Genomic DNA, 24,219 nt, shown 5'->3' with positions numbered 1-24,219 from the left:
ATATGACACTATTGCTTTTACTGACACTATTCGTCGTCGCAGTATTTTTAGGTGTAGAACTCATCACTAAAGTGCCACCAACCTTACATACTCCTTTAATGTCAGGTTCCAATGCCATTTCTGGTATCTCTTTAGTTGGTGCGTTACTTTCTGCTGGTTCTGGGGCAGGAATTATGGTTAATGTCCTTGGTTTTATTGCCGTGGTATTAGCAACAATTAACGTGGTAGGCGGCTATATGGTCACTAACCGTATGCTTGCCATGTTCAAAAGGAAATAGACTCAATGACAACATTTATATATTTAGCTTACCTTGTTGCCGCAGTCTTATTTATCTTAGGTATTAAAGGGTTAACTAAACCACGTACTGCAGTACGTGGTAATCAGCTCTCGGCAATGGGGATGTTTATTGCCGTTGTAGTCACCTTATTTGATCAAAGCATTCTTAGCTATGAGTGGATCATCGCAGGGGTGTTATTAGGTGGAACAATCGGCGCAGTGATGGCAACTAAAATTAAAGTCACTGACATGCCTCAAATGGTTGCTTTACTGAATGGTTTTGGTGGTGGAGCCTCACTAGCAATCGCTGCGGCAAGCTTCCTAGATCCTGCAGCAGCGACCAATACCGTGGCACTAATTTCAATTGGTGCAACAATTATTATTGGCTCTGTCACCCTGTCGGGTTCATTTGTCGCTTTTGCAAAGTTACAAGAACTGATTTCGGGTAACCCAATTAAAGTCCCAGGTAATAAACCATTAAATGTCATCTTGCTGATCAGTGCACTTGCACTCGCTGTTGCCATTGTAATGGACCCAACTAACACTAGTTTAATGTATGCATTAGTTGCTGTTGCGGTTGTGCTAGGTGTGCTGCTTGTTGTTCCTATTGGCGGCGCAGATATGCCAGTCGTCATTGCACTATTAAACTCTTACTCTGGTATTGCTGCTGCCACAACCGGTTTCATCACCGGTAATACAGTATTGATTGTGTCAGGTTCTTTAGTCGGGGCTTCTGGCATAATCTTGACTCAAATTATGTGTAAAGCAATGAACCGTTCATTGTTTAACGTGTTATTTGGTGTCATGGCTGAAGGCGGTGAAAAAGTTGATGCAGATGAAATCTACGCAGGTAAAGTCAAATCAACTTCGCCAGATGAAATCGCCATGATGTTAGAAACTGCTGAGCGTGTGGTCATTGTTCCTGGCTACGGCTTAGCTATGGCGCAAGCGCAGCATGCTGTAAGAGAACTTGCCAATGTTCTCCAAAGCCGCGGAACCGATGTGAAGTATGCAATTCACCCAGTTGCTGGCCGAATGCCAGGTCACATGAACGTATTGCTTGCAGAAGCTGAAGTACCTTACGATCAGCTAATCGAAATGGACGAAATTAACCCACAGTTTGAACAAACTGATGTGGCCATCGTCATCGGTGCAAACGACGTCACCAACCCTATGGCGCGTGAAGATAAAGGAAGCCCGATTTATGGCATGCCGATTCTAAACGTTGATAAAGCCAGAACCGTTGTGGTGATTAAGCGTTCATTAAGTCCAGGTTTCGCTGGGTTACCTAACCCACTGTTCGCTATGGATAACTCATTAATGTTATTCGGCGATGGTAAAAAAGGCATCGTTGAGTTAACAGCGAGCTTAAAAGAAGCTGATTAACCAACCTCTCCAATAAAAAGGCCACGATGTGGCCTTTTTTTATGGCTGAAATAAAATCAAAGCTTAAAATAACGACAATAAATGAGTATTTCCTAAAACAATAACAGTAAAACTCATTCGCTTTAATTCGTTAAATACTTGCCAACAATGGCACTCCACACCTGAAACTTTAGATTAAGACAGTTTATAAGCCATTATTATCTTGAGTTATTTTCAACATGCTCAATAAAACACCTAAAACACACACCTTGAAGAGTACAATAAATGCGATAGCATTATCGATTCATCAATCTTTAGCTTACAAAATTACACAATTGACTATTTAGGCTAAAAAAAGTACAAAAGTAGATTGAGTTCTTTTCTGACGAACACGGATGATTGACCCATATGGATACCCAAGCTTCGCAACTCAGTGCATTAGCAGCAGAAATAGAGCGGTTAACGCGCGAAAATGAAGCCCTAAAACAACATAACATTCACTTGCAACAGCAGCTTTCAGCAACGCTTGACGGCACAGGGTTGTGTTTGTGGGAGCAACACGTCCCTTCTGGTGATTTACTTATCTATAATCAAGAGTGGGGGTCATTACTGGGTTACACCCGTGAAGAATATGCTGCGAATATGGAAAGTTGGAAAGGAAGTTTGCATCCAGATGATAAAGACTGGGTCATTAAAGCTTTTGAAGATCATATTGAAGGCAAAGAAGACGTGTACCAAGCAGTACATCGAATGATCCACAAAGATGGAAGCGTACGATGGGTTTCTGATCGTGGCAGAATTGTAGAATACACATCAGATGGTAAACCGTTAAAAATCCTCGGCACCCACATCGATATCACCCAAGAAAAACGTTACCAACTCGATTTAGCCAGACTGGCGCATCGCGATCCGCTTACTGATTTACTCAATCGAAACGCAGCTAAAAAAGCGTTCAAATCCTTACAACACGATGCCAACTTTGACTCTGGAACCTTGTTATTTATTGACGTTGATAATTTTAAAATGATCAATGATCATCATGGCCACCGATTTGGTGACCTAGCGCTAATCAATATCAGCCAAACCCTGCAACACTATGCTGATAAGCTATTAGCGAGTAAACAAGTGAGCATTGCTAGAATTGGTGGAGATGAGTTTGTCATTATCACCGCGATTTCAGAATATGAACTCATTAGTATTTTGGCAGGGTCATTAGTGAATCATTACAAGCAGAACGTCACTATAGAAGAAAAGTCGGTATCATTAGGCTTAAGTATCGGCATTAGTTGCTTTGCAAAACACGACACTTTTGCTGAAGTTTGTGAGCAAGCTGATAATGCCATGTACGGCATTAAACAAGCAGGAAAACATAACTATTCTTTTTGGCAACAACCCAAAACCCTTATTCAATCGATTCGCTAATCAATTTCATCAGTAACAAAAGAAGTTAACAGTTTGCTACAAAAAAAGCCGGGGACTGATTACTTTAAAAAACGTCATGCTATAATCCACTAATATTCAATAAAATACATCTGTTAGCCACTAAACAATTTGTAAGTGGTTTGTAAAGTCCATTACTCCATTATTATTGGTATTAAAGAACTATGTCTAACTTCTCTCGCTTATGTGCGATCTTATTATGCACTAGCCCTTTAATGTCTTATGCCAGTGATAATAGCCCTTCAACGGCTACATCTACGTCAAATACAACTCAAACGAGCAAGACACAAGAAAGCGAGTCAGAAAAATACTTTCCTTCAACATGGGGAGTCGGCATTGGCATGCGTCGCGCTGATATTCCTTACGCAACTGAAGCAGATGTTGTTACGGATGTCATGCCATTAATCGAGTTTGAAAATGATTACTTTTTTATTGATGGTTTAGAAGCCGGTGTCCATTTGTGGAGTCATCAAGAACATCAAGTCAATTTATATACTCGATTTCGTTTTGTCGATATTCCCCAAGAATATCAAAATCAAACTCAATCAGATGCGTTTGATTTTGGTGTGCAATATCGCTTTCAAAAAGATGGACTAGAAGCAGATGTTGCCTTTTTAAGTGATGGAGATAAACGCTATTACGCCTATACTCGAACACAATATCACTGGACGGCGGGTGATTGGCAATTAAACCCATATGCAGAATTTCAATGGAAAGGTGATTCATTTAATGAGCACTATTACGGGCTAGATCAAATTGATCCTGGTGCAGGTCTAGCGTTTTCTGCAGGGTTAAATACCCGTTACCACCTTGCCAGTAACCTATACTTGCTTGCCAACTTTGGCGTCACGCGCCTTGAAGATGATATTTATGATTTACCGACAATCGAAAACCAATATCAATTAGAATCCTTCTTCGGTTTTGGTTTTTACCCCGATGCTAAACGGCCTAATACCAACCCAATACCTAAGGAAAGTGGTGAGTTTTTAAGGGTCGCGCACGGTTGGGCCACGCCTTCAAACTTAAATGATATCCTAACAGGCAATGCAAAAGGTGACCGTTATAACAACCAAATGACGTCGTTATTTTATGGCATACCCTTAACAGACAATTTATTCACACTCCCAATTGATCTTTATTTTACAGCGGGTGGTGTTTGGCATCATGACTCTGAAGTGCAGGACAATTTAGCTGAAGGTGTCATCGGAGTTAAAGCATTTTATACCTTTGATTTAGGCTGGCGCTTCCGCCTTGGTGTTGCAGAAGGCTTGTCTTATGTGTCTGATGTCACCTACATTGAAGGCAGTGAGTTAGATGAAAAAGATTACCGACCATCAAAGTTACTTAATTATTTAGACTTCTCATTTGACGTCAATCTAGGCGATGTATTTAACCATGCGCCATTAAAAAATGCATGGCTAGGTTACAGTATTCATCATCGTTCAGGAATTTTCGAAACAAGCTCAGCTTTCGGGCGCATTAAAGGTGGCAGTAACTACAACACCATCTATGTACAGTGGCATTTCTGAGTTTTTTGATGACCTAACCCTGCGCAGCTTTATGGCGCAGGGAAAAGACAATAACTAGCCTTTATGAGGTTTTAAGCCGCTACAGCTTCTTCAGTTTGTGCACTAAACATGGTCACAGCGCTTTGACCAATTAACCTATCAATGCAAAAGCCACCATCATCACCTAATCTCATCAGCGCTTTATAACGAATATCGTTAACTGTATTGAAGCGCCCCTGAATTTGCTGGTTAGAAGCACACAAGCTAAAAAACAATTTAAGGACGGCTTTAGCGTGATCTTGACTAATAAAATGTCGCCATGAAGACTCAAGTAATTGCACAGAGCTAAAGTCTAACCCTTCGCAAAAACGAGCTGAAATACGTGAATCTAAACACGAAAGAAAGTCTGCCTTTCGGGGAAAATGATGGCTAATTCCTGTACGGCTGATACCTGTAGCATTTGATAACGATGTATAAGACATGTTTTCAAACCCAATTGTCAGGATTTGCTCAAACGCCTCATCTAAAATCAATTTTATGGTGATTTCAGTATCGATTCTAGAACGCTTTGCCATACAAAAATATCGTTACTATTTCTAGTAACTACCTCAATGAAATGAAATTTTGCATAGCCTATCAAATGTTTATCTAGCTTGTCTTTTTAAAAAGTACAATTTATTAACACGCACTTTAACTATGGATTTTAACATTGGCTAAAGAGCAAACATATCACCAATTAATCTTACAGAAATAGCTGCTGCGTCAGTCAATAATAAGGCTTTTAACAAATTAGCTAGCGGTAAACACTATTTAAAAGCGTTTCAGATTGAAATGTAAATATTCATGACAACAGTCTACGCTAACTGAAACATTTTCATCATGGTTCAAACCTGAGAGTTTTACTCATCAGTGCTTATAACCTTTTCGGCTTCTGAGAACTGCTGAATAAGCCATGCATTAGCAAGTTCAGCTCCCATCAGGTGCACTAACGTCGGATGTAATACTTCAATTAAACGCTGCTGTTGCCAAAACATATAATGCGGCAAAGCTTGAACGGCGCCACGGCCAAATGTGCGTTGCATCAGGCTTGATATTTCATCCATTTCGGTGTCATTGATTTGCGGCGCGTGGGGATAAGCATCAGCGATGAAGTCAGCATATTGTTCAAAAGCAATAATATCATCAACTTCATAGCGATTTAGTAGCCACAATAATTGTGGAGAGCTCCAATGGCCAATATTACCAGTGGTATTCATCACAGCAATATTGCGTCTATGCAACTGCTGCCAAATCAGTGACACACTTCCAGACTCATGAGCTAAGCGCCACGCTAAGTAGTAATCAGCTAGCCATTCGTGCTGGTAAGGGGTTAATGGCAGCAATAAATGACTCTCTTGCAGCGAAATATTTTCAAGGTGCCCTAGCTCATGCCACAAAGTCAGTTGAGTTTGTTGCTCAAGGTTAAATTGATACGCTTGACCGTTAAGTGCCACACTTTGATTAATCACTGGCAGCTTGTCATTTATCACCACGATACCTGCAATATCTTGATCAACAACTGGCATTACCATCGCAGTTTTAAGACCCAAGCTTTGTGATACCGACTGACGTAAAGGCAATTGTGCAGACACTCTCGCAGGTAGCTGTTTTATGCAAGAAACATAATGAGCAATTGGACAAATCAGCGCTTGTTTATCAGTCAGTTGATGTATTTGGCCGGTTGAATATAGAGAAGAATAACTGGGGTAAGAAAGGGGGTGGCTCTCACGACTTAATGAACTAGCGTTAGCCTGTTTAGGACTAACGCCAACAATAATAGCGCTGAAAAAACTAAGCCCAATAATTAGGGCCAGAAATTTCACTACTTTTTAGCCATAATATTTTCGATAATCGCTGTGGTTGATACGCCATCTTCAAATCCTAAGATTTCAACCGTGCCACCAGCTGCCATAACTTCAGCTCCGCCAGCAATCTCTTCGACTTTATAATCACCGCCTTTAACCAACGCATCAGGTAATAAACGACTAATGACACGTTGTGGTGTGTCCTCACTAAACGGAATCACCCAATCAACAGACGCTAAACCTGCAAGCACTGCCATACGGCGGTCCTCTTGGTTGACAGGTCTTCCCTCACCTTTTAAGCGTTTAACTGAAGCATCGTCATTCACGGCTACAATTAAACGATCGCCTAAAGCTTTGGCTTGTTGTAAATAACTCACATGCCCAGCATGTAAAATATCAAAACAACCATTGGTCATGACCACTTTTTCACCACGTAGTCTGGCTTGCTCAAGGGCATACATTAACTGATCTTCTGAGACCACACCAAAGCCTGACTCGCCTTGATTTAATGCAAGAGCTTCAATCAATTCAATTCGGCTTACCGTTGCAGTACCTAATTTTGCAACCACAACACCTGCAGCCATATTGGCAATAGAACAAGCTTGTGCCATTGAACTGCCGGCAGCTAATGAACTAGCTAACGCAGAAATCACTGTATCGCCTGCACCAGTCACATCATAAACTTCACGGGCAACCGTAGGGATATGTAGTTCAGCTTCATCTTGGCTAATTAACGTCATGCCTTTTTCTGAACGAGTGACTAGAATAGCCCCTAGCTCAAATTGTTCAATTAAGCCTTTAGCTTTGGCAATGAGATCCGCCTCATCTACGACAGGGCCGACTACGGCTTCAAATTCGCTCATGTTTGGCGTCAATAATGATGCACCTCGATAACGAGAAAAATCACTGCCTTTCGGGTCAACTAATACGGTCACGCCTTTAGCACGTGCTTTGGCAATAAAATCAACAGGGGAATCAATTGCGCCTTTAGCATAATCGGACAAGACCAGTACATCGACATTATCTAAGATAGGTTCACTGGTGTTTAATAAGTTATCACTGTCAGCGCGACTATATTTCTCTTCAAAATCTAGGCGAATTAATTGTTGGTTACGTGAAAAAATACGTAATTTAGTGATGGTTGGTTTGTCGGCAACAGTTAACCAACGAGGTTCTACACCTTGAGCTTGAACACCTACGGTCAATGCTTGAGCTGTTTCATCGGCACCAACAATGCCTGCAAGCTGAACTTGTCCACCTAATGCGGCAATATTCAATGCCACGTTTGCAGCACCACCTGGACGGTCTTCTATGTCTTTAATGTTAACTACTGGCACGGGCGCTTCTGGTGAAATTCGCCCTGTAGGCCCTACCCAATAGCGGTCAAGCATGACATCACCGACAACTAGTACACGGGCTTTTTCGAATGCTGGGAGAGATACCTTCATAGTAAACTTTTTCTTTTGCTGACATTAAACGGTGATTGTACCTAATTTTGCTATAAAATTAAGTTAGAATAGAAACTAATTTGATTTAAAAGTGAGTGTTCCGTGGTAGAAAAAGCGCAATTTGGTTCTCATTTATTACATCCTAAACATTGGCCACTATGGTTAGGTGTTGGATTAATGAGGCTAACTCAACTATTACCTCTGCGTTGGCAAATGGCAATGGGTAAAGGGTTAGGCCGTTTAGTGTTGAAATTTGCAGGCAGTAGAAAGCACACAGCAGAGCGAAATTTAAGTTTGTGTTTTCCTGATATGCCAGAGCAAGAAAGAGCAGCTTTATTAACACGCAACTTTGAAGAAACCGGCAAAGCCTTATTTGATACCATCAACGCATGGTGGTGGTCTAATGATAAAGTGCAACGTCATATGACCATGAAAGGCGATCAGCACGTGCGTGACACCTTAGATAATGGCAATGGTGTCATCTTGTTTGCAGTGCACTGTTTACCATTAGAAATGGGCGCAAGAATGTTTGGCCAATTCCAGCCAGGAATCGGGGTTTATCGCCCGCATGATAACCCTGTGATGGAGTACTTACAGGTCAATGGCCGCTTACGTTCGAATAAAGGTCTTGTACCTAAACGTGATCTTCGTAATATGGTCAGAAGTCTGCGAAATCCCGATGTGATTTGGTATACAGCAGATCAAGACTTTGGTCGCTCTAGTGCGGTATTTATTCCGCTTTACGCAGTACCAGATGCCGCCACAATTACTGGTGCAACGACCCTGGCGAAACTTGGTAAAGCCAAGGTATTGCCTTTTTTCGTTGAACGAAACGCTGACGATAGCGGTTATCACATGGAAATAATGCCACCACTGGATAATTTCCCTGGTGAGAATGAACTCGAAGATGCGATTCGTGGTAACAAGATTATTGAAAATATTATTGATAGAAACCGTAGCCAATACATGTGGTTACATAGAAGATTCAAAACTAGACCGACTAAAGAAACCCCTTCCTTATATCAATAAAAACTCGGAAGGCTTTTAAATAAAATAATTAAAGATTAATCACTCATAAAAAGGGATTTAATCAGTGATTAATATTAACAAGAAACGTAAGGGTAAAACTGATTTCAAACACCACCTAGCTTGAAATCAGTATAAGAATGATCAAGGATGCCAAACTTGTTACCCTTTAAGGGTTAATTATTAAGTATTAGTTAATATATATTTGGTATAAAATTAATACTTAATAATAATTGACCACTGTAAACAAAATTAGGAATCCGTCGCCCATATGATTAAGTCGTTTTGCGTCAGTTTAATTGCTATATCAGCCTTATTGACGAGTCTCAATGCTGCAGCTGTTGAATACCGTCTGCCAGCTAAAGAAAGTCGATTAATTGGTGAAAACCAGTATTACGTGGTTCCAGAGGGTAAACTTACCCTAGAAGCCATTGCTGCTGAGTTTCAGTTAGGCTTGAGCAACATGATGGAAGCCAACCCAGGTGTCGATCCATATCTACCTAAGCCTGGTAGCACACTGGTTATTCCTCATCAGTTAATTTTGCCAGATGCGCCTCGTAAAGGAATTGTGATTAATAGCGCTGAAATGCGTTTATATTACTACCCTAAAGGGACCAACACTGTTGAAGTATTACCTATAGGCATAGGTCAAGTTGGACGAGATACACCAGAGAATTGGGTCACTCAAGTGTACCGCAAGCGTGCGAATCCGACATGGACTCCTACTCAAAAAACACGTGAAATATACGCAGCAAAAGGCGTTGAATTACCCGATGTTTGGCCAGCTGGGCCTGATAACCCAATGGGGCTTTTTGCGCTCTACGTTGGTAATTTATTCGCTGTCCATGGCACTAATGCCTCGTTCGGCATTGGTCTGAGAGTCAGCCAAGGCTGTGTCAGACTTCGAGAAGATGACATCGAGCACCTGTTTAATAGCGTACCTGTAGGCACACGAGTCGAGTTTGTTAACCAACCGATTAAGGCTACTGTTGAACCTGACGGAAATCGTTATTTAGAAGTTCATCAACCACTGTCTGAAACCATTGAGCAGTTTGAGTCGAATGAGCAACTCCCTTTAACCCTAAACAAACAAATTACTGCGATTGTGGCGCATGCTGATACCGATTCATTTACGCTTAAACGCTTATTAGAGCAACGTACTGGTATTCCGACCCGCATCAATACAGCTCAGCAAGCTCATAATGAGCAACAATTGAGTCCAAAAAACTCTGATTAGACACGGTGTTTAAACAGTTAGTGTGAACAACAATAGTGATTAAGCGCTGACTAACACTAGCAAATCAGCAGTTATTTCGATTAAAGCCCAAGTGCCACTCAAGTGCGTTTGGGCTTTTTGCTATTTCCCCATCTTAATAAGTAAACTTGAGTAACAAGCGCTATAAAAGTAATCTAATCAACATCATTTACGAATATGCTGGTGACATAGTGACACAACCTGACTTCATTCCGCCTAAGCGCTCTAGTTTTAAACAATATATTGCTTATGGGATGTCTTTTATCAGTGTCGTGCTCAGCCCTCAACTGCAAGCCAATTCCCAATGTCTGCTTCAGTCGCAAATCAACCAACTACAACATATTGAAAACCAAATAGCGCTAACAGAGCTCGATAACGGATTAATATTGAGACAAGTACACAGACCCGAACAGGCCACAGTCTCCATTGCCAGTCAATTTAATGTTGGTTCTAGGAACGAACCCAGTGGACAATCAGGTTATGCACACTTATTTGAGCACCTTCTGTTTAAAGGCAGCCTTAATGCACCAGCAGATAGCTACCCAAGAACCATGAGTGCAATAGGAGCTCAGTTTAATGCCAGTACCCATTTTGATTACACCAATTACTACGCCACTATCCCAGCTCAAGCCTTGGCTTTAAGTTTATTTTTAGAGGCTGATCGCTTTATTAACCCAGTGTTATCAGCTGAAACAGTCAACAATCAACAAGGTGCTGTCTTAGAGGAAATGGCAACCAACATTGATAATCAACCCTACATACGTCCCGCTATGGAGTTTTTATTATCGCAAGTAAAAGGCAGTCCCTATGCACATGCGATTATTGGCAGTAAACAGGACGTCACCAGTGCTACCGCCTCAGCATTACAGACATTTCATCAACGTTACTATCGCCCTGACGCAATGCAATTATCCTTAGTAGGCCATTTAGAAGAGGACAGTCTTGCCCTTGTAAAACAGCACTTTTCAGGCTGGACATCACCAAATATTCCTCATGATAGCTTCGAACAATTCAGTATTAATGCCAAAGCAATTCAAACAGAAATCGTCGATGAGCGTGGTCCATGGCCAGCAATCCTTATGGCTTGGCATACTGTTGGAAGAGAGCATGCTGATTATGAAGCTATTTCTTTACTGCAAGGATATTTATTTCAAAACCTACGCAGCGCTCTCGCTAAGCAAACATTAGCATCGCCATCTCACATGCTCAGTTATTCAATTCCGTTAACAATGGAGAATCACGGCGTCACCAATTTGGTTCTCGTCCCGCGGGCAAACACCTCACTGAATGAGCTACAAAAATTAACTGATTCACTATTTGCCGACATCGTGACCAATGGGATGACAGAGCAACAATTATGTGAACTTAAAACCTTAGCACTATCTCAACAGTTACAGCAGTTTTCCCACTCGCAAACACTTGCTAAACACTTATCAAATACAGCCAATAGAGATAAATATGCGCCATTAACGCAGCCATGGCAGCGTATTCAAGCAGTACTTCCTGATGATATATCGCGAGTTACCCAAGCATATTTTATTGATAAAACAGTTCGAGTGGACTTGCTACCACCTTGGTACATTCGATGGGGTAAAAGCGTACTTGAAGCATTACCCCAAGGAATGGCTGAGACGCTAGAAGGCTGGGCGCTATAATGTTGATACCAAAAAACAAACATCCCAAACTCATTATTATCAGCAGCATGATAATGTTGGCATTAATGACATTAGGTTGTCAGCACTCACCCATTCACTTTACCGAAGCACAAGCGCCTAACATTCCGTCATTTGACGTTCCAGAAAACCACACCTCTGCTAGCAATACGTCAACCAATTTATCCCAGTTATTGGCCGCTACTCAACAAGCACAATCTAAAGCTATAAAACCAGTTGCTTATCAGTTACCGCACACCATAACCTTAACAAAGCAGTTTCACGCTCATCAGTGGCCAACAAGTGAGGTTAATGACTCTGGGTTAAATCGACTATACGTAATCGGCATTTCAGCCCAGCAACCTATAACTCACCCCGATATTTTAGTTGAAGCTTTCAAGCAAAAACTTGAAGAAATGGCCAATACAACCGCCTACTCACCACAAATGGCAAGCTGCTTGAGCAGCATTAAGATAAGAGCCAGTCTTCATAGCGTAGGAATGACCATTGAATGCACCGCAACCGATCAACAATTGCAGCAACAGCTCTGGCAGTTTTGGGAAAAAGGTGCGCTAAGCGACATCAATATTGCAACCGTCAAACGCAACTTGAAACTTAATAAACACATTGGTGCTTTTACTGGTTCTGAAATCGACACGACATTTCGCCAGCAGCTATTAGGACAACAGCACCCTTACAATCTCAATGTTCGCAATGAGTCAGCAATCAATGAGCTAGATAACACGACACTGCAAACTTTACACAACAAAATACGTCAGCAACTTCAATGGCATTTATTTATCCCCTCTCCAATAACTTCGGCTACACATGGTGTTGCTCAGAGCTCTTTGAATAGCCCATTGGATAGTCAATTGAATAGCCCATTGAATAGCCCATTGAATAGTCAATTGAATAGCCCATTGGATAGTCAATTGAATAGCCTTTCGAATAGCACTTCAACTAGCTCTGCCAACAAGCAAAACGCAGTCATAACCAGCTCTGATATTTTTGTGCCAACTTGGTTAGCCACAACTCAGCCTAATTTGACTGAAGTACAACCAAATATCATTATCAACAGCACTGGTTCAGCAACAAAACAATCAACACAGACAATTCTTATCATTGACGCTAAAGATACTGTTCAAACCCAAGCTCGAGTGGGCTTTGTGTTAGCAAAACCTGATCTGGTTAACACCACAAATCACAATCAAAATAGTACCGATTGCAAAACCATCGCAGCATTACTCGGTCGAAGTTACTCAGGGCGGCTATTTTATGATTTACGTGAAACACGTGGGCTCACATATGGTATTTACGGTCGGTGTGTCGATGCGCCATTAAGTCAATACCTGTATTTTTATGGCAGCACTTCATTAGAGAACTCTGGCGCATTCCTAAAAGGAATAATCGATCATACTCAGTTGTTAAAAGAACAAGCAGCTAAACAGACTGAAATTAATGCAGTGATCACTTACTTAATGGGTAAACAACAATTGGCAAGCGACCATAAATACGGCAAAGAAAGCCGTTATATTAACAACTTACTTTTAGGTAGAACGGCTAGCTTTGAGCAATTACAACATGAAACCCTTAACTCACTGACACCAAAAGCAATAACAACCATGGCTAACCATGTTTTTGAAGGTAATCCCGTTATTGTTTTGCGTGGCGATGCCGATAAAATCATCCCAGATCTAAATGAGAAGCTACCACACTGGCAAGTGATAACTATCTCTCCGTAACAGTCTCACCATAACAAGCTTAGCGTTATAGCCTCTAATTAGAGACGTTGTAACCTAGCCAGCAAGCAATGCGCCGATAAGCCTAACAAGGCAGCTTTTTGAGTAATTAACTGCGATCCAGCGGGTAGCGCTCGCAGGTATCAAGAATATTAAGCCAACTCACTTGGTTCGCTGTATAAATATGGTAATTCGGGTGAATAAGGTTTGGGTTGTCTAGCGAGCCAATGGTCAAAGTATAGTAGCCTGGGTGGCGAGTATCTCTAAAACTTATTGTACAGCCACATTGCTGACAAAAACCTCGGCGAACATGTTCAGAAGAGGCAAATTCGACGGGCTTGCCCGCAATCCACTCGACCTGCTCAACCTTAAAATCCATCCACGCTTGAAACACAGCACCGGAAGATTTTTGACATTGACTGCAATGGCAATAATCCGCGTCAAAAGGTCGATGTGTAATCTGATAGCGAATTGCACCGCATAAACATCCTCCTTGATGTATAAAATCATCAGAGCCGCGGCTCAGCTCAGATCCAGTAACATCTTGACTGCTTGGAGTTTCCTTTTCTTCAGTATTGGTGTGATTATCACTCATGTTACGCCCCCGCGTTGTCGTCATTCCTTATGCTCTATCAGATAGTAGTAACATGATAATGAATGGTTTTAAAGCCCAAAAAAAAGCCCTCTAAGAGGGCTTTTTATCTCAACACTAATGTTAATTACATCGTGTTATTAGTAAGTTGCTTCACGCTTTTTAGCTTCAGCATCCCATTGTGGAACAAGGTCTTTTAAGAATTTTTGCTTATCAGCATTCATCTTATCCATGTCCATACCTAAGGCTTTTTGTGCTTTAGCTTTAGTCGAGATATCTGGAATAGCGATTGGCATTTTAACGCCTTTAGCTGCAAGTAATTGCGCTAACTTAATACGCGCATCAGCTGCTTTATCAACTGCGCCACCTAGAATACGTAATGCTTCAGCTGGAGCATGAGCAGCAACACCGTGAGATGCAGTTGCAAAGTCCCAACGCCATTGACTATGACGGATATCAGTTAAGATAGGTTTCATTTCCGCTTCAGTCGCACCAGCATCCCAAGCTGCACCCGCTTCGAAGTGAGCGTGTACAAGCTGAGTTTCAGCTCTTAGCTTAATTTCAGTAACACTTTTTTGATTCTCATGTGTTACTTCCATCATGAACTCTTTTGTTTTGCCTTCATGACAAGTTGCACAAGTTTCGTCGAAACGATCAAATGGGTTACCCACTTTATGGTCTGTGAACTTACCTTTACCGTTTGCTTTAGCAACACGTGGCATGTGACAGTCAGTACAACTTACGTTGTTTTTACCGTGCATACCTAACATCCAAGTTTCATAACCAGGGTGCTGTGCTTTTAACATAGGTGTTTTAGAAATTGCGTGAGTCCAATCAGCAAAGTTGATTGCGTCATAGTACACTTCCATTTCTTCAACAGTGGTACCGTTATCCCATGGGAATTTCACATAACCTTTACGGTCAGCTGTTTTCTCAAAGTAGTATTCAACGTGACACTGACCACAAACCATTGATTGCTTGTCTTTACGAGAAGCTTTATCAAATGGCTTATCAATGGCTTCTAAAGCACGGTCAACATATGGACGAGAAATACGTAATTTTGGTGAACCTTTTACGTGACAATCACTACAACCGATAGTGTTAACGATTTCAGGACCGCCTTTAGCCCATTTACCTTTGAAGTAACCGTCTTCACCTTGCTCTTCAATCATGCGAGGTACGTCAGGGCTTTTACAGCTCCAACAAGCCATAGGCATTGGGCCATCATCTGGTCCAGTTGGTGCACCAGTACGTAAAGTGTTACGCACATCAGTTACAGCATAGTGGTGACCACGTGCTTTATTGTAATCTTTAGCAAACCCGTAACCTGCCCATAACACAACTAGGTTTGGATCTTCTTCTAGCACATCAACAATTTCAGTACTTTCTGACGTTGCGTGCCAGCTTTCAAATTGCTGCTTATACTTGTCCTTGTAAACATCGTTACGAGGTTCAGTCTTATCACTAGCCATTGCACTAGTCATCATAAAACTGGTTGCCATCAATGCGCTAAGCGCAATAACTCTTCCTTTCATCTTCATCACCGTTCATCTCCGTGTTACATTTTATTTTAAATATTCACGACATCTCCATGAACAAACTTATCCATTTAAGGTTAAATTAAGAATACCCCTTTATGAGTATTGAACAATAAGCTTGCGCTAGATCAACATGTTAATATGTTGTACATCACATTTTTGATTATCTGTTAATATAAAACAGTCATCGCTAAAGTAATATTTGGCTATTATGAGCATTAAAAACAAACCAAAGTTGGATTTAAAATGACAAAACGAGGCAGCCTAACCTCCACTATTCTTAGACTAATGTTAGTCCTAATTTTCATTTCTTCCAGCTTGGCGGTGTATTCAATTATCAACCTTACTTTCAGTATTGGTGATGCCCGAGCAATCAATGCATCAGGCTCGCTCCGTATGCAAAGTTATCGGTTAAAATTATTTTTAGACAGAGATGAGAAATTACTGAATGAAAAGATAAGTTTATTCGAAGCAACACTCCACTCTGAAGCGTTAGAACGCTCATTAACTTGGTACAGTCCTGATGACTTGTCACAGCAATATTTATTGGTCATCAATAAGTGGGAACAAATGCGCTCCCACATTGAAAATAATCGACAAGATTTGTACTCAGCTTCGTTAAAAAATTTCGTTGATACGATTGATTTATTAGTGCTTGAAATGGAGCGCTTTGCAGCCCTCAAACTGCGTATTTTGGTCATAGGCCAAATCATCGGGTTATTTTTAATGTTGATTGTTGCCACCGCAGCTACCCGATACACTCGTATCAGAATGGTAGAGCCTATACTCCAATTGATGGATGTCGCCAACGCGATATCTAAGGGCAATTTCAAGGTTGATGTACCTCAGACAGAATATGTAGAGCTGCATGCACTAGGGGAAGCTTTCAAAAAAACCGCCTCTGAGCTCGATACTCTATATCAAGATCTTGAGGGACAAGTGAATGACAAAACCATTGCGTTAACCCGTGCAAATAATGAATTAAGCTTCTTATACGACAACCTTATTCGACTTCACGCCGACAGCTTAGATTATAAATCACTCAGTTCAGCACTCACTCATTTACAACAGTTTGAAGATTTAGATTATGTCAGACTGGTTATTGAACATGTTGATAACTCGGTCGATTGTATTGAAGCAGACAACGGCTGGATTGATACCAACAAGCAAGAACACACTGCTGATACAACCCAAGAAGCACAAATTAAACCGGTAAAATATAACCTACAATTAGAAGATAAAAGCTTAGGTTATATTGAGGTGATTTCGCATAAACCACTCAATAATATGCTATTTGTTAATTTTGCTATGATGCTAACCCGTTCAATTGTTATTCATAATGCGACAGAGGAAAGACAGCAGCTAGCATTAATGGAAGAACGAGCGGTAATAGCCAGAGAACTCCATGATTCATTAGGACAACTTCTCTCCTATTTAAAAATTCAAGTCAGTTTGTTACGCAAACAAATGGACCCCAATTGTATTACTGACAAAGTTGAAACCCAGCTGATAGATATTAATGATGGAGTCAGCACCGCATACGGCCAGCTTAGAGAACTTTTATCAACCTTTAGATTAACCATCAAAGATCCTAATTTAGGCCAAGCAATTGAAGTGATGTTAAGCCAATTGCGTAAGCAGTCTGGTATTGAAATTAATCTTAACTATCAGCTCTCACCACACTTACTAGCAGCGAAACAACATATCCATGTTTTACAACTGACACGTGAAGCAACAATCAACGCGATCAAGCATGCAAAACCTTCAAAAATAGAAATTGATTGTTTTTTGGCAGATTCTGATATGATACACATCAATATCAAGGATGATGGAATTGGCGTGTCGCATCTAAAAGAACGAGATCAGCATTTTGGTATTGGGATCATGCATGAACGTGCAACTAAACTGCATGGCAGCGTCAAGTTTGATAATAATCCGAAGGGCGGCACAACAGTCTCTCTCGTATTTCCACCCCAGCAGGAGCCTCTAAATGGGTAAACCTTATTCAGTATTAGTAGTAGATGACCACCCGCTTCTTCGACGTGGTATTTGTCAGTTAATAACCTCAGACGGTGATTTTAAACTGTTTGGTGAAGCAGGAACGGGATTGGATGCGTTAACCGCCATCGGTGAAGACGAGCCGGATATTATTCTGCTCGACTTAAATATGAAGGGCATGTCAGGCTTAGATACACTTAATGCAATGCGCCAAGAAGGAGTAACAGCCCGCATTGTTATTTTAACTGTATCAGATGCCAAACAAGATGTTGTTCGTCTGCTGCGAGCTGGCGCTGACGGATACTTACTCAAAGACACTGAGCCTGATTTATTACTTGAGCAACTTAAAAAAGCCATGCTAGGTCATCGTGTGATCAGCGACGAAGTTGAAGAGTATATTTACGAGCTGAAAAATGCTGACAATGATGAAACGTGGATAGCATCGCTCACACCACGTGAGCTGCAAATCCTTAAAGAGTTAGCAGAAGGCAAGAGTAATCGTGTTGTCGCAGAGGCGCTACACATCAGTGAAGGCACAGTAAAAGTGCATGTTAAAAACTTACTCCGTAAAGCAAATGCAAAATCCCGTACAGAAATGGCAGTAAGATATTTAAACCATTAGCCTTCAAACTGACTCAAAAAAGGCGAACCCTTAGGTTCGCCTTTTTATTGAAATGTAAACATTGAATACTTTATCTGTTGCTCGTGTAAGCAAACCGCTATTGCTTAATAAACGAAATCCAGCTTTTTAGCGCTGTTTCAAAATCCTCAAGCCCGCAAAACGATTCTGACTCCGCATCATACATGCTCATCGCCTCTTCTAGCTCAAAGTCTTCGTCAAAATCAATTGCGTTAACAAACACTCTAACCTGTTCACTATCAATGACCATAGCTAAGTCTTCGCTTTGCATTAACCATTCATTTTTCTTACTCGCACGAATAAGCTCGATTTGAGCTAATATCGCTTCGCAACGATTAACATCAGTAGCCAATTGCTCAGCAAAAAAACGCCCTAATATGGCATGCTCCATGCTAAATTCAGCAAACACAGTGCCGTCTAAACTGTTACGGCGAAACTCGTATTCCATGATAAAACTCAACTATAAGGCTTTGTTCTATTTTAACCGAAATTCCGGAAACCTGCTTAGTTAAGACATGTAAATAATGAAAATGTCCTGACTGAATAAATTCACTGTATTTCACCTTCAATGCTAATATTATTTTCATTAAGGATTAAACCCCAAATAAATAATGCTACAACAATAGGATACAAGGATACCTATGGATACAGGCTTTATATATTGCTTATTGTTAACGGGATCGAATGCGGGTAAAAGTTTATCAGCAAGTGAGCTTGAACAATGGCAACCTAATGACGGATTACTTTGGGTGCATCTTCGTTATAGCCATCCTGACGCTCAACAATGGATCATTAACGCCCAGTTGCCTCAAACCGAAACTGACACATTATTAGCAGAGCACACTCGCCCTCGTACATTGAGCTCTCCTGATGGTATTTTAATGGCACTGCGCGGCATAAACCTTAATCCTAATTCAGCGCCTGAAGATATGGTATCGATGCGAATCTATGCCCAGCAACATCGTATTATCTCCACCTGTGAGCGCCAACTGCAATCGGTTAAAGATATTGCCGAGCAGATCATTAACCACCCTAATAGTATTAACTCGAGTGCTAACTTTTTAGTGTCTTTGTGCGAACGATTAACCGAAAGAAAAATGGAGTTAATCCATAACCTTGAAGATGAACTCGACACCTTAGACGATCAAATCACCTTACCTAGCGCGGCAACGCTGCGAGTGGATATTGCTGAATTAAGAAAACAAACAGTGACCCTAAGGCGTTACTTCTCACCTCAAAGAGACGCATTATCGCGACTGCTCAATGATAGTCATTTCCTGTTTGATAATGAGCACAAATTACGCATACGTGAGATAAATGAAACCTTAATCAGAGTCATTGAAGATCTTGATGCTGTGCGTGATAGAGCGAGCGTAACTCAAGAGCAATTACAATCTCAGCAGTCAGAGCAGCTTAATAAACGGTTATATTTTCTTTCGTTAATCTCTGCGGTGTTTCTACCATTAGGTTTTTTAACTGGGTTACTAGGGGTCAATATTGGTGGTATTCCAGGCACTGACATCCCTTGGGCTTTCTCGGCATTTTGTGCGGGATTAATTGTTCTTATTGCGCTGCAAATGTGGCTTTTTTATCGCCTCAAGTGGTTATAAAGCCAATGTAGATAAATGTTCAGCCAGTATTTAGGCATAAAAAAGGACGCGCTCAGCGTCCTTTTCTTTTAATCACAATTACTGAGCAGCTGGCGCTTCTTCAGTTTGTGCTTTCTCGATTGAAAGTAACTCAACTTCAAATACTAAAGTTGAATTAGCTGGAATAGTACCAGTATCACGTTCGCCGTAAGCAAGTTCTGATGGGATAACGAACTTGTACTTAGCGCCAACAGGCATTAACTGAACACCTTCAGTCCAACCAGGAATAACACGGTTTAATGGGAATTTAGCTGGTTCGCCACGGCTGTATGAGCTATCGAACTCAGTACCATCAATTAACGTACCTTTGTAATGTACTTCAACCGTATCTTCAGCAACTGGCGTTTCGCCTTCACCCGCTTCTAATACTTCGTATTGTAAACCAGATTCAGTTGTAACAACGCCTTCTTTCGCCTTGTTAGTTTCTAGGAACTTTTTACCTTCCTCAACTGCTTTGCTCGCCATTAACTCTGCTTGCTCTGTACGTTTTTCACTTAGCTTAGCATCAAGTCCTTGAAGTACTGTTTGCATTTCTTCTTCAGTTAACTCAAGCGTATCAGCTAGTCCATCACTGAAACCTTGAATAACAAGAGCACGATCAACAGCAAAACCTAGTTCTTCTTGTTCAGTAATATGACCTGCCATGTAACGACCAATTGAGCCACCAACACTGTAAGCTTCTTTTTGTGCATCAGTTGTTAATTCAACTTTCTTGGCAACAACTTCTTGTTCTTGGTTACATGCAGTAAGACCAACAACAGCCAATGCAACTAACGATAATTTGTAAATAGATTTCATTAAAGCTTCCTCAGCGTCCTTTAGCGGTTACAATAACCGGTAGGTAAAAATTTTGTATATATTTGGCCACTTTATACTAAATAAAGTGTTTTTAGCAATGGCCTGAATGATAACGCAGCCATTAAGACAACTTTTATAGGAGCAAGTTCATGTTTCGACTAATTATGCTGATTTTATGCATTTGCTCACTGACAGCCTGTCAGCCCAAGGCTGATAACGTCTTTAGTATTACGACTGACTCGAGTTATAGTGCGAGCTTGTCTCAAGATGCGCAGCTTGCCCTCGTCAGTACTTCAAGTAATGGGGTTCAATTATGGGATCTCAAGGAAGAAAGCTTAAAATATCGCTGGCAACACAGTAACAAGGCCGATAATACTATCAATAATGTGTTTGATACTGCATTTTCAGCCAATGCTCACTATGCAGCAACACTCACAACCGATTCATTAGCCATTTGGAATGTCGAAACTGGTCAATCTATCGGTTGGTGGTCACTGCCAGCATCGGCACAGTCTGTTGCGATTGCCAACAACGCCCAAACGTTAGTGGGATTAATTGATGGTTCTGTCATGTCACTAGCACCTGAGCAAAGTCTCATTAAGTTTTTAGGCCATAATGAGCGCGTCTCGAGTGTCTCTATTTCGGCAGATGGCCAACGTGCATTAACAGGCTCTAATGACGGACAAGTCATTTTATGGCAAGCCACTACAGGGCAACCGATTCACCAATGGCAGTTCAGCTCTCGTATCGGCAAAGTGCAATTAAATCAAAGTGGCTCACTCAGTTTCGCGAGTGATATTACCGGAAATGGAAATATCTATAACAACAGCGATGGCAAAGAAGTCACTTCATTAGCCATTAACCGCCGTCAAATGACCTTCAGCAGTGCTAGATTTATTCATCAGGATAAAATACTCGTCACAGGGTCACCCTCAAAAGAAATTATCCTTTGGCAGGTGCAATCGGGTAAAAAACTGGCCAATAGACAAATTCAGTTAACTAAAAACAGTCAAAATAGAGGCGCCGTTGTATACTCTATTGCAAGTGATGCTCAGCAAAATTTAGTCAGTATCAGTAATCAAGGTTTAGTTGAGTCATGGGGACCTCTACCTTAAAGCAATTCATCCCCATCAATGTGAGAGAAAAACATGCAAGATATGCAACAAAAAATTGATGATTTAGAAATGAAAATCGCTTTTCAAGATTCAACAATCGAAGAGCTAAACCAAGAAGTCATTAAATTAAATGATTTAGTTGCGTTCCAACAACATCAAATGTCATTAATCGTCAATAAACTGCAAGCGATGGAGCCAAGCAATATGGCAACCCAAGCAGAAGAAACACCGCCGCCACACTATTAATGTGTCATTGCATTTTATTTGTTACATTGATTACTCATGAAATCAAAAACTAAGGTGTCCTAAGCAAAACGAGATGTAAGCTTGTGCTACACCTAAGTTATACAAGATTAACTGCAAACATTTAAGGAACGTTATGCCTGCAAGTGACATCATGACAATAGCCCAAACTGGCGAAACAATTTTAACCCGCCAAACACAAGCTGTGGTGACATTTGATCAAGCTTTGGTTCAGCTTGCTAACAATATGATAGCAACAATGAACGCGGCTCATGGAGTGGGGATTGCAGCCCCACAAGTTTTCAGTAATTTAGCTATCTTCATCATGCATTCTAAACCTAACTCTCGTTATCCTGGCGCGCCACTCACCCAAGCGACTGTGGTGATTAACCCGCAAATTATTGCGGTGTCTGATGAAATGGAAACAGAGAATGAAGGCTGTTTATCTATAGCGGGACAACGTCTTGAAGTAACACGTCATAAAAGCATCACTGTTCGTTATCAGTCACTTCAAGGCGATAGTATCGAGCAGCAATTGGACGGTTTTATCGCACGAATTTTTCAACATGAGTTTGACCATTTGCAAGGTATTACCTTGCTTGAACGGGTCAAGATGCCAGAACTGCAATATGTCAATCAAGCTGACTTTCCGATACCCAACCAGTCATACAATAACTTACATTCTCCATCACTCGACGGGCAAGGTGTGAGCCAATGAATAAATTGCTCAGTATTGCCTTAATCTGTTTCAGCTTAACTGGCTGCGCATATAATAGCGTTTTAATTAATTATCCATCTCAAATTGCGCCGATAAAACAAAACCTAGCCAGTCCCTCACCTGCAGCCAAACTGCCTGAGCTAGCAGCACAAATCGACAGTAACGATGGCTTGTTGTATGCACAAGAAGCGGGGAGAGTCGCTCAAGTCTCTGGTAACTTTGAAGCCAGTAAAACCTACTATGAACAAGCGATTAGCGCTTATAAAGCCTTTGATGACAGAGCCACAATTAGCGCCTCTGATCTGACTGCCACCGCCAGTAGTTTAGTATTAAACGATAATGCCATCCCTTATCGTGGACCGGGTTATGAGCGCATTATGGTGCATCAATATCAAGCCTTTAATTATCTCTTTTCTGGCGATGCACAGGGTGCATTAGTCGAAGTTCGCCGCAGTAACCAACTGCAAAGCAGTGAACAAGCACGCTACCAAAAATCTCAAAAGTCAGTTAGAGCAATGGCTAACGGTACGATTGATAGCGAAATTAACAAACTAGACCAAGCGACAGGTACTGTCACTAGCTCGTTTTTGAATGCTTACAGTTATTACACCACTGGCTTGTTGCATGAGTTATTAGGTGAGCCTAACGATGCGTACATTGACTACCGAAAAGCCGCTCAAATCACTCCCAATAATAAGTACTTGCAACAAGACCTAGTTAGACTCGCCAAGCAACTTTCCATGCCGCAATATGATGAATTTAAACGTCGTTGGGGTGATGCTATTTTACCTAAAAAAGGTCAAGGCCAAGTGGTTATGGTGGTTGAAAAAGGCTTTGTACCAGAAAAACAAAGCCTAACGGTCCCCTTCACTATCGATGGCAACTGGCAAACCGTGTCACTTGCAACTTACCAGCCCCATAGGCAACAAATTGCACCATCCACAATCCAAGGGCTCGGAACCGTATTAAAAGCGGAACCTATTGCCAATATCGATGCCTTAGCAATTAATGCATTAAAAGAAGATTTACCTGCAGCCTTGGTGCGTCAAGCTGCGCGGGTCTATACTAAGTCTGAAATGACTCGAAGCGTCGAAAGTGGCAGTAAACGCCGTAATAACGAAGCAGATGCGGCGGCAATATTAATGCAAATTTTTAACGTTGTGACAGAGCAAGCTGACAGACGAAGTTGGTTAACCTTGCCTCGACAAGCACAAATTGCCCGCCAGTACATAGAGCCAGGCGAGTATCAAATCCGTTTAGGCAACAGTCCTGCGGCTAAAATTGATGTAAAACCAAACCGTGCAACATTAATTTGGGTGATAGAGACTGGAAATCAAACCCGTTTTTATTCAATAATTATCTAACTCGACTATT

At 41.2% G+C, this 24,219-nt stretch carries 22 protein-coding genes; 15 read left to right on the top strand and 7 right to left on the bottom strand.

Annotated features, from left to right (window positions below; all coding sequences use genetic code 11):
• Nucleotides 1–2: 2 nt before the first annotated feature.
• From AB4128_RS04830 to AB4128_RS04815, 4 genes are all read left to right on the top strand, one after another.
• Complete coding sequence (locus AB4128_RS04830) at nt 3–278, top strand: NAD(P) transhydrogenase subunit alpha (protein ID WP_055025191.1); 276 nt, start codon at nt 3–5, stop codon at nt 276–278.
• A gap of 5 nt (nt 279–283) precedes the next feature.
• The gene (locus tag AB4128_RS04825; protein ID WP_055025127.1) at nt 284–1,663 is read left to right on the top strand and encodes an NAD(P)(+) transhydrogenase (Re/Si-specific) subunit beta; all 1,380 of its coding nucleotides are present in this window, start codon (nt 284–286) and stop codon (nt 1,661–1,663) included.
• A gap of 387 nt (nt 1,664–2,050) precedes the next feature.
• Entirely contained in the window at nt 2,051–3,064 is a 1,014-nt protein-coding gene (locus tag AB4128_RS04820) for a sensor domain-containing diguanylate cyclase (RefSeq protein ID WP_080916627.1), read from the top strand.
• A gap of 182 nt (nt 3,065–3,246) precedes the next feature.
• A complete protein-coding gene (locus AB4128_RS04815) occupies nt 3,247–4,611 on the top strand; it encodes a MipA/OmpV family protein (RefSeq protein WP_225442098.1) in 1,365 nt (454 codons plus the stop codon).
• Nucleotides 4,612–4,682: 71 nt separating this feature from the next.
• Here the strand turns inward: AB4128_RS04815 and AB4128_RS04810 are convergent, their stop codons facing one another.
• The 3 genes from AB4128_RS04810 to hldE form a co-directional block, all read right to left on the bottom strand.
• Nucleotides 4,683–5,165, bottom strand: a complete 483-nt coding sequence (locus tag AB4128_RS04810; RefSeq protein ID WP_372037124.1) for a TetR/AcrR family transcriptional regulator — start codon at nt 5,163–5,165, stop codon at nt 4,683–4,685.
• Nucleotides 5,166–5,489: 324 nt separating this feature from the next.
• A complete protein-coding gene (locus AB4128_RS04805) occupies nt 5,490–6,452 on the bottom strand; it encodes a hypothetical protein (RefSeq protein WP_082420017.1) in 963 nt (320 codons plus the stop codon).
• Nucleotides 6,452–7,882 carry a bifunctional D-glycero-beta-D-manno-heptose-7-phosphate kinase/D-glycero-beta-D-manno-heptose 1-phosphate adenylyltransferase HldE gene (hldE, locus tag AB4128_RS04800; protein WP_065109522.1) on the bottom strand — a complete coding sequence of 477 codons (1,431 nt, stop codon included), beginning with the start codon at nt 7,880–7,882 and terminating at the stop codon, nt 6,452–6,454. The genes AB4128_RS04805 and hldE overlap by 1 nt, the downstream gene beginning before the upstream one ends.
• A 102-nt stretch (nt 7,883–7,984) precedes the next feature.
• Between hldE and AB4128_RS04795 the strand changes: the two genes are divergently transcribed.
• The 4 genes from AB4128_RS04795 to AB4128_RS04780 all read left to right on the top strand — a co-directional run bounded on the left by AB4128_RS04795 (nt 7,985) and on the right by AB4128_RS04780 (nt 13,557).
• Nucleotides 7,985–8,911 (top strand): LpxL/LpxP family Kdo(2)-lipid IV(A) lauroyl/palmitoleoyl acyltransferase, encoded by a 927-nt coding sequence (locus tag AB4128_RS04795; RefSeq protein WP_372037122.1) that lies wholly within the window; start codon nt 7,985–7,987, stop codon nt 8,909–8,911.
• A gap of 268 nt (nt 8,912–9,179) precedes the next feature.
• Entirely contained in the window at nt 9,180–10,145 is a 966-nt protein-coding gene (locus AB4128_RS04790) for a L,D-transpeptidase family protein (protein WP_055025121.1), read from the top strand.
• Between the two features lie 209 nt (nt 10,146–10,354).
• Nucleotides 10,355–11,818 carry a pitrilysin family protein gene (locus tag AB4128_RS04785; protein ID WP_235530906.1) on the top strand — a complete coding sequence of 488 codons (1,464 nt, stop codon included), beginning with the start codon at nt 10,355–10,357 and terminating at the stop codon, nt 11,816–11,818.
• A complete protein-coding gene (locus tag AB4128_RS04780) occupies nt 11,818–13,557 on the top strand; it encodes an insulinase family protein (protein WP_372037120.1) in 1,740 nt (579 codons plus the stop codon). Before AB4128_RS04785 ends, AB4128_RS04780 begins: the two co-directional genes overlap by 1 nt.
• A 106-nt stretch (nt 13,558–13,663) precedes the next feature.
• Here AB4128_RS04780 and AB4128_RS04775 read toward each other — a convergent pair whose 3' ends face one another.
• Nucleotides 13,664–14,149, bottom strand: a complete 486-nt coding sequence (locus AB4128_RS04775) for a GFA family protein (protein ID WP_372037118.1) — start codon at nt 14,147–14,149, stop codon at nt 13,664–13,666.
• Nucleotides 14,150–14,286: 137 nt separating this feature from the next.
• Complete coding sequence (gene nrfA / locus AB4128_RS04770; RefSeq protein ID WP_055025119.1) at nt 14,287–15,687, bottom strand: ammonia-forming nitrite reductase cytochrome c552 subunit; 1,401 nt, start codon at nt 15,685–15,687, stop codon at nt 14,287–14,289.
• Between the two features lie 243 nt (nt 15,688–15,930).
• Between nrfA and narQ the strand changes: the two genes are divergently transcribed.
• Nucleotides 15,931–17,682, top strand: a complete 1,752-nt coding sequence (gene narQ / locus AB4128_RS04765) for a nitrate/nitrite two-component system sensor histidine kinase NarQ (RefSeq protein WP_055025118.1) — start codon at nt 15,931–15,933, stop codon at nt 17,680–17,682.
• On the top strand, nt 17,675–18,304 hold the full coding sequence (locus tag AB4128_RS04760) for a response regulator (protein ID WP_055025117.1): 630 nt from the start codon (nt 17,675–17,677) through the stop codon (nt 18,302–18,304). The genes narQ and AB4128_RS04760 overlap by 8 nt, the downstream gene beginning before the upstream one ends.
• Before the next feature lie 97 nt (nt 18,305–18,401).
• Here the strand turns inward: AB4128_RS04760 and AB4128_RS04755 are convergent, their stop codons facing one another.
• Nucleotides 18,402–18,770, bottom strand: coding sequence for a YacL family protein (locus AB4128_RS04755; RefSeq protein WP_055025116.1), 369 nt, complete (start codon nt 18,768–18,770; stop codon nt 18,402–18,404).
• 193 nt (nt 18,771–18,963) lie between these two features.
• Between AB4128_RS04755 and AB4128_RS04750 the strand changes: the two genes are divergently transcribed.
• Complete coding sequence (locus AB4128_RS04750) at nt 18,964–19,932, top strand: zinc transporter ZntB (protein ID WP_080916640.1); 969 nt, start codon at nt 18,964–18,966, stop codon at nt 19,930–19,932.
• A gap of 78 nt (nt 19,933–20,010) precedes the next feature.
• On the opposite strand, the gene fkpA is transcribed toward AB4128_RS04750, so the two are convergent.
• Nucleotides 20,011–20,769 carry an FKBP-type peptidyl-prolyl cis-trans isomerase gene (gene fkpA / locus AB4128_RS04745; protein WP_055025114.1) on the bottom strand — a complete coding sequence of 253 codons (759 nt, stop codon included), beginning with the start codon at nt 20,767–20,769 and terminating at the stop codon, nt 20,011–20,013.
• Nucleotides 20,770–20,918: 149 nt separating this feature from the next.
• Between fkpA and AB4128_RS04740 the strand changes: the two genes are divergently transcribed.
• The 4 genes from AB4128_RS04740 (at nt 20,919) to AB4128_RS04725 (ending at nt 24,209) form a co-directional block, all read left to right on the top strand.
• On the top strand, nt 20,919–21,884 hold the full coding sequence (locus tag AB4128_RS04740; RefSeq protein ID WP_065109518.1) for a WD40 repeat domain-containing protein: 966 nt from the start codon (nt 20,919–20,921) through the stop codon (nt 21,882–21,884).
• A 33-nt stretch (nt 21,885–21,917) separates the two neighbouring features.
• The gene (locus AB4128_RS04735; RefSeq protein ID WP_055025112.1) at nt 21,918–22,130 is read left to right on the top strand and encodes a SlyX family protein; all 213 of its coding nucleotides are present in this window, start codon (nt 21,918–21,920) and stop codon (nt 22,128–22,130) included.
• A gap of 133 nt (nt 22,131–22,263) precedes the next feature.
• Nucleotides 22,264–22,845 (top strand): peptide deformylase, encoded by a 582-nt coding sequence (def, locus tag AB4128_RS04730; protein ID WP_080916645.1) that lies wholly within the window; start codon nt 22,264–22,266, stop codon nt 22,843–22,845.
• Nucleotides 22,842–24,209: a COG3014 family protein gene (locus AB4128_RS04725; RefSeq protein ID WP_055025111.1), complete on the top strand. Its 1,368-nt coding sequence runs from the start codon at nt 22,842–22,844 to the stop codon at nt 24,207–24,209. Before def ends, AB4128_RS04725 begins: the two co-directional genes overlap by 4 nt.
• Nucleotides 24,210–24,219: the final 10 nt, after the last annotated feature.

The sequence above is a fragment of the Shewanella sp. 10N.286.52.A9 genome (assembly GCF_041468985.1).
Classification (GTDB): domain Bacteria; phylum Pseudomonadota; class Gammaproteobacteria; order Enterobacterales; family Shewanellaceae; genus Shewanella; species Shewanella japonica.
This window is presented reverse-complemented; position numbering and strand designations above follow the sequence as displayed.

Bases quoted from the DNA above. Each gene is read 5' to 3' on its own strand.
- AB4128_RS04830 (WP_055025191.1), top strand. From the start codon at position 3: ATGACACTATTGCTTTTACTGACACTATTCGTCGTCGCAGTATTTTTA.
- AB4128_RS04825 (WP_055025127.1), top strand. From the start codon at position 284: ATGACAACATTTATATATTTAGCTTACCTTGTTGCCGCAGTCTTATTT.
- AB4128_RS04820 (WP_080916627.1), top strand. From the start codon at position 2,051: ATGGATACCCAAGCTTCGCAACTCAGTGCATTAGCAGCAGAAATAGAG.
- AB4128_RS04815 (WP_225442098.1), top strand. From the start codon at position 3,247: ATGTCTAACTTCTCTCGCTTATGTGCGATCTTATTATGCACTAGCCCT.
- AB4128_RS04810 (WP_372037124.1), bottom strand. From the start codon at position 5,165: ATGGCAAAGCGTTCTAGAATCGATACTGAAATCACCATAAAATTGATT.
- hldE (WP_065109522.1), bottom strand. From the start codon at position 7,882: ATGAAGGTATCTCTCCCAGCATTCGAAAAAGCCCGTGTACTAGTTGTC.
- AB4128_RS04790 (WP_055025121.1), top strand. From the start codon at position 9,180: ATGATTAAGTCGTTTTGCGTCAGTTTAATTGCTATATCAGCCTTATTG.
- AB4128_RS04780 (WP_372037120.1), top strand. From the start codon at position 11,818: ATGTTGATACCAAAAAACAAACATCCCAAACTCATTATTATCAGCAGC.
- AB4128_RS04775 (WP_372037118.1), bottom strand. From the start codon at position 14,149: ATGAGTGATAATCACACCAATACTGAAGAAAAGGAAACTCCAAGCAGT.
- nrfA (WP_055025119.1), bottom strand. From the start codon at position 15,687: ATGAAGATGAAAGGAAGAGTTATTGCGCTTAGCGCATTGATGGCAACC.
- narQ (WP_055025118.1), top strand. From the start codon at position 15,931: ATGACAAAACGAGGCAGCCTAACCTCCACTATTCTTAGACTAATGTTA.
- AB4128_RS04760 (WP_055025117.1), top strand. From the start codon at position 17,675: ATGGGTAAACCTTATTCAGTATTAGTAGTAGATGACCACCCGCTTCTT.
- AB4128_RS04755 (WP_055025116.1), bottom strand. From the start codon at position 18,770: ATGGAATACGAGTTTCGCCGTAACAGTTTAGACGGCACTGTGTTTGCT.
- AB4128_RS04750 (WP_080916640.1), top strand. From the start codon at position 18,964: ATGGATACAGGCTTTATATATTGCTTATTGTTAACGGGATCGAATGCG.
- fkpA (WP_055025114.1), bottom strand. From the start codon at position 20,769: ATGAAATCTATTTACAAATTATCGTTAGTTGCATTGGCTGTTGTTGGT.
- AB4128_RS04740 (WP_065109518.1), top strand. From the start codon at position 20,919: ATGTTTCGACTAATTATGCTGATTTTATGCATTTGCTCACTGACAGCC.
- AB4128_RS04735 (WP_055025112.1), top strand. From the start codon at position 21,918: ATGCAAGATATGCAACAAAAAATTGATGATTTAGAAATGAAAATCGCT.
- def (WP_080916645.1), top strand. From the start codon at position 22,264: ATGCCTGCAAGTGACATCATGACAATAGCCCAAACTGGCGAAACAATT.
- AB4128_RS04725 (WP_055025111.1), top strand. From the start codon at position 22,842: ATGAATAAATTGCTCAGTATTGCCTTAATCTGTTTCAGCTTAACTGGC.